The sequence below is a fragment of the Pontibacillus yanchengensis Y32 genome, from assembly GCF_000770635.1.
In the GTDB taxonomy this organism is placed as follows: domain Bacteria; phylum Bacillota; class Bacilli; order Bacillales; family BH030062; genus Pontibacillus; species Pontibacillus yanchengensis.
Genome location: NZ_AVBF01000113.1, coordinates 1 through 5,651 on the forward strand (window position 1 = coordinate 1; position 5,651 = coordinate 5,651).

4 protein-coding genes are annotated in these 5,651 nt (G+C 36.1%); 3 read left to right on the plus strand and 1 reads right to left on the minus strand.

The annotated features are described in order from the left end of the window. Positions 1-286 precede the first annotated feature (286 nt). The 3 genes from N782_RS20160 to N782_RS20865 all read left to right on the plus strand — a co-directional run bounded on the left by N782_RS20160 (position 287) and on the right by N782_RS20865 (position 4,370). On the plus strand, positions 287-514 hold the full coding sequence (locus N782_RS20160; protein ID WP_036824754.1) for a hypothetical protein: 228 nt from the start codon (positions 287-289) through the stop codon (positions 512-514). Positions 515-602: 88 nt separating this feature from the next. Beyond that, positions 603-3,206, plus strand: a complete 2,604-nt coding sequence (gene adhE, locus N782_RS20165) for a bifunctional acetaldehyde-CoA/alcohol dehydrogenase (protein WP_036824757.1) — start codon at positions 603-605, stop codon at positions 3,204-3,206. 222 nt (positions 3,207-3,428) lie between these two features. Beyond that, positions 3,429-4,370: a hypothetical protein gene (locus N782_RS20865; RefSeq protein WP_052111474.1), complete on the plus strand. Its 942-nt coding sequence runs from the start codon at positions 3,429-3,431 to the stop codon at positions 4,368-4,370. Between the two features lie 107 nt (positions 4,371-4,477). Here the strand turns inward: N782_RS20865 and N782_RS20175 are convergent, their stop codons facing one another. Continuing rightward, positions 4,478-5,350, minus strand: a complete 873-nt coding sequence (locus N782_RS20175; protein ID WP_036824760.1) for an SDR family oxidoreductase — start codon at positions 5,348-5,350, stop codon at positions 4,478-4,480. Between the last annotated feature and the right edge of the window lie 301 nt (positions 5,351-5,651).

Here is a 5,651-nt window from a genome sequence, read left to right on the forward strand (position 1 = left end):
GTCTTCAACATAATGGTGCTTATATGGAAGAACATAAAACTATTTCATTCTTATATCAGCTATATTTAATGCAGACTATTAATATATAGTCTCCTGAGATAAAGTTGTAACTATTAATGATAGGTAATCCGGTATTAAAGTGCATATATCAATGAAAATAATTTATTGAAGAATCGCGATAAGGAATGATTGTGAAATAGTTCACAAATCTGTAATAACTCTCTGAAAATGAAAGCGTTATCAGGTGATACTATAAAGTTAATCAAAAAGACAAGGAGTGATAATCATGATCCTCTGCGAATGGAGAGATTTTTCAACCGATACAGAAACCTACACATTAAACGTATTTGAGAACAACGTTGGTGATGAATTTGAAGCAATGATGGTAGAGGATGGGCAAGAGATTCCATCATTTATATGGACAGTAAATCATGTTGTAATTATTAAACAAAATGCCAGAATGTACAAAGATATTTCCTTTGTGAAAATACCACGCAATCCAGTTTGTGAATAATGTTTTGCTAGTCAACATGAGTTATATAAATTGTAGAAGATGTATAAATAAACATGTGAAATATTTCACATAATAGGAGGTTTTAATCATGTCTGTAGAAGAGAAGAAACTAAAGCAAGAAACTGCTTCTAAAATGGTTGATGTATTGGTGGGTAATGCTAAGAAAGCTTTAGAGGAAATGAAGAAGTTAACTCAGGAGCAAGTTGATTATGTTGTAAAAGAAATGGCTCTAGCAGGACTAGATCAACATATGCCTCTAGCAAAATTAGCTGTTGAAGAAACCAAGCGAGGTGTCTATGAAGACAAGATTATCAAGAATCTATTCGCTACAGAATATATCTATCATAATATTAAGTACGATAAAACAGTCGGCGTAATCAATGATCAAACACAAGAAGGTATGGTTGAGATTGCTGAACCAGTTGGTGTTATAGCTGGTGTTACTCCTGTAACCAATCCTACTTCTACGACAATGTTTAAAGCAATTACTTCTATTAAAACAGGAAATCCGATTATCTTTGCTTTTCATCCTTCTGCTCAACAATGTAGTAGTGAAGCGGCTCGAGTTGTTAGAGATGCTGCCATAAGAGCTGGAGCACCAGAAAACTGTGTGCAATGGATTACTCACCCATCTTTAGATGCAACCCAACAATTAATGACGCATGACGGTGTATCATTAATTCTTGCCACAGGAGGGGCAGGGATGGTTAAATCCGCTTACAGTTCCGGAAAGCCTGCTCTCGGAGTAGGACCTGGAAATGTACCTTGTTATATTGAAAAAACAGCAAATATAAAACGTTCTGTAAATGATCTTATTCTTTCTAAAACGTTCGATAACGGCATGATTTGTGCTTCAGAACAAGCTGTTATCATCGACAAAGAAATCTATGAAAATGTGAAGCAGGAAATGGTGAATAACAAATGCTATTTCTTAAACAAGGACGAAATAGCAATGGTAGAAAAACTTGTAATTAACGAAACATCCTGTGCTGTTAATGCTGACATTGTCGGAAAGCCAGCTTATGAAATTGCAAGAATGGCAGGTATCGAAGTTCCTGAAGATGTGAAAATACTAATAGCTGAATTAAAAGGTGTGGGTCCAGATTATCCACTTTCTCGTGAAAAGTTAAGTCCAGTTCTGGCATGCTATAAAGCAAATACTACAGAGGAAGGATTAAAAAGAGCTGAAGAAATGCTTGAGTTTGGTGGGTTAGGTCACTCAGCTGTAATTCATTCAGAAGATCAACAAGTGATTGACTCATTTGGAATACGGATGAAAGCAGGACGTCTTATTGTAAATGCTCCTTCTTCACAAGGTGCAATTGGAGATATTTATAATGCCTATATGCCTTCCCTTACTCTAGGGTGCGGTACGTTTGGAGGAAACTCTGTGTCCACAAATGTAGGAGCTGTACACTTAATCAATATTAAAAAAATGGCTAAGCGAACCAACAATATGCAATGGTTTAAAATACCACCAAAGATTTATTTTGAGAAAAACTCCATTCAATACTTGGCTAAAATGCCTAAGATATCGAAAGCATTTATTGTAACAGATGAAGGAATGGTCAAATTAGGTTATGTAGATAAAATTCTTCATTATCTACGTAAACGCCCTGACTACGTACATTGTGAAATCTTTTCAGATGTAGAGCCAGATCCGTCTAGCGATACAGTTATGAGAGGTGCTGAAATGATGAAGCAATTCCAACCAGATGTCATAATTGCACTTGGTGGTGGATCAGCGATGGATGCGGCAAAAGGAATGTGGCTTTTCTACGAACATCCAACAACAGATTTTAGTGGGTTAAAACAAAAATTTCTTGATATTCGAAAACGCGTTTTTAAATATCCTGAATTAGGATTACAAGCGCAATTCGTAGCTATCCCGACTACATCTGGAACAGGTTCTGAGGTTACTTCCTTTTCCGTTATCACAGATAAAGAAAATAATGTGAAATATCCTTTAGCAGATTACGAATTAACACCTGATGTAGCAATCATTGATCCACAGTTTGTCATGACGGTTCCTAAAGCAGTTACGGCAGATACAGGAATGGATGTACTGACACATGCTATTGAGGCTTATGTATCCAATATGGCCAATGACTATACAGATGGATTAGCTATTAAGGCTATACAATTAGTTTTTGAATATTTACCTAGAGCATATCGTAATGGCGATAAAGATGAAGAAGCAAGAGAAAAAATGCACAATGCTTCTACCATAGCTGGTATGGCTTTTGCCAATGCATTCCTGGGAATTAACCATAGCTTAGCCCATAAGTTAGGAGCAGAATTCCACATTGCTCATGGTCGCTCTAATGCAATCCTTCTTCCACATGTCGTGCGGTATAATGCAACAAAACCGACCAAGTTTACGGCTTTTCCGAAATACGAACATTTCAAAGCAGACGAAAGATATGCAGAGATTTCCCGGATTCTTGGCTTGCCATCTCGCACAATAGAAGAAGGAGTAGAAAGCTTAGTGCAAGCAATTATTCGTTTAGCAAAAGAACTTAATATTCCAATGAGCATAGCGGAGAATGGTGTAGATGCGAAGGAATTTGATAGTAAAATAGAGCAATTAGCAGATCGTGCATTTGAGGATCAATGTACAACAGCTAATCCGAAAATGCCACTTGTGTCGGAATTAGCTGAAATATATAGAAAAGCATATAAAGGTGTATAGAGTTAAACACTTATAGAAGTAAATCGGGGGTATATACTCCCGATTTTTTTATGTACTTAAACACTGCAAAAGTACTACATGGCAAGGTTATTACCTTGTTTGAATAAGCGCTAGGAAAAATATCATCATTAAGTTATACCATTTTTTCTAGATTAAGGTTACAATTAAATTGTCGAATAATAGATTATAATAAAATATTATTTCTACTGGAGGTATTCTCACATGCAAAAGCGTTTCACAAAACCATTATCTTTGCTATGCGTTTTATATCTATTAACTGGTATAATGTCTCTTGGTCAGGAAAGCGTATTAGCTGAAACAGATGTTAAAGAAACCTCACAACAAGAAACCCTACATAAATACTATCCCACGGAAATCATGGAGCCCGTACGTAAAAGCATGCGAATTAATAAACATTCAACTGAAAAGGACGAAGTGATTATGTCTAGACCAAAGGTTGAAATTTTAGAGCGGTATTATTTTGGGGAGAACAAGCCTAAGGTTGGTTACGATGTGAAGAGAGCTGTTGAGGCTATTTACGGTTATGATTTAGACGAGATTTCCTCTTACTTATATCATGCAGCTGATAAATCCTTTTCGAGAGTATCAACCAATACTATCAATCAGGAACAATACTCTGCTGAAATTATGAAAGGTGTTCGAAAAAGTCTTGGTATTAAAGAAGATTCTACATCCATGGACGAACAAATAATGGCGATGCCAAAAGCAAAAGTATTTGAACATTACTTTAATGGTACGGCTAATGAAAAATACGCTCAAGAAGCAAAAGAAGTTATTTTAAACATTTATGGGATAAACCTTCAACAAATTTCTGGTCTGAAAAATATGGGGATCTCCATTGCATCAAAAGGTATATGGATTACCCATTCTGAAACGGATTTGTTTGTGATTCACTCCACTACGGATGATGTAGGTGTTAAAATTTATCCTACAGAATACTTTAAGTCTAGTACAGGAACCTCCAATTTACCAAACGATGTAAAAAATCAAATTAAAGAACTAGGTTTTTCCTATGATAATCAGATAGGCGCTTATTATTATGAGAACCCTAAAGGCGTATCCGTTCCTGATCAATTTAAAGGGAAAGTAGTTCAATCTCTTATAACTGAAATTAAAAGTGAGTATGCCTATTTAGTAAAATAATATAATAGTAGATAAATAGAAGCCTCCTTAGTAAGATGACGCTTGCTAAGAAGGCTTTTTATGACCTTTATAATTGATAAAATGGAATGAAAGTAAAAAAGGGAAGTTTAACTAGAAGTGAACATACCACCATTAATATGAATAAATTGTCCTGTCATATAGGTCGAATCATCTGATGCTAAGAGAACATAACTTCCAACATGCTCAACAGGTTGACCCGGACGTCCCATTAGGGTGCTTTTACCAAATTCAGAAACTTTTTCTTCGTTAAATGTTGCAGGAATTAAAGGTGTCCAAATTGGACCTGGAGCAATACCGTTTACTCGAATTCCTCTGTTAACAAGCTGTCTGGCCATGGAGCGAGTAAATGCAACCACTGCCCCTTTAGAAGAAGTATAATCTACGAGATGTTCATTTCCCACATACGGATTTATAGAAGCTGTATTAATTATAGAACTACCTTGTTTCAAATGCGGTAAAGCCGCTTTTGTCATGTGGAACATAGAGAAGACATTCGTTCGAAAAGTTTGTTCAAGTTGTTCTGCAGTGATGTTTTCTATATCATCAGTTGGATGTTGTTCCGCTGCATTATTAACAAGGACATCAAGCTTTCCTAATTGATCAACAGTTTGCTTTACTAGTTGCTTACATGTTGATTCATCTCCAACATCCCCTGGTAAAAGCACAGCGCATTGCCCTTCAGCCTCAATCTTTGCTTTTGTGTCTTCTGCATCTTCGTGTTCGTCTAAGTACGATATTGCTACATCCGCACCTTCCTTCGCGTACCCTATTGCGACTGAACGCCCTATACCGCTGTCAGCACCTGTTATTAAAGCAACTTTTCCTTTTAATTTATTACCACTCTGATAATCTTCATCTGCATGAAGAGGTGAGGGATTCATTGGATTTTCATAACCTGGTTGTCTTTGTTGTTCTTGTTTGGGTTGTCCTTCTGTTTGTCTATCAAAACGATTGCTCATCTATAGTAACCTCCTGTGATTGGTATTATCCTAAATGTGGAAATAATCGATTCAGATGTTTAATTCCACATATCATGCTTTTTAAACGCCTACTGAATGTCCGTTCCAAATGGAAAACACCCTACAAATCGAAGAATAAGAACTATATGAAGCTGTCTATTAACTGTGGAAACCATCCACCGATATAATATTTGGAGTTAATAATGGTCAAAGCAACCCCACAATTAGGCTTTTTTAGAGTGATATATCTATTTTTTTAGCCTAATAACCATGAAATTGGAGTGAGTTTGAATGAGACTCA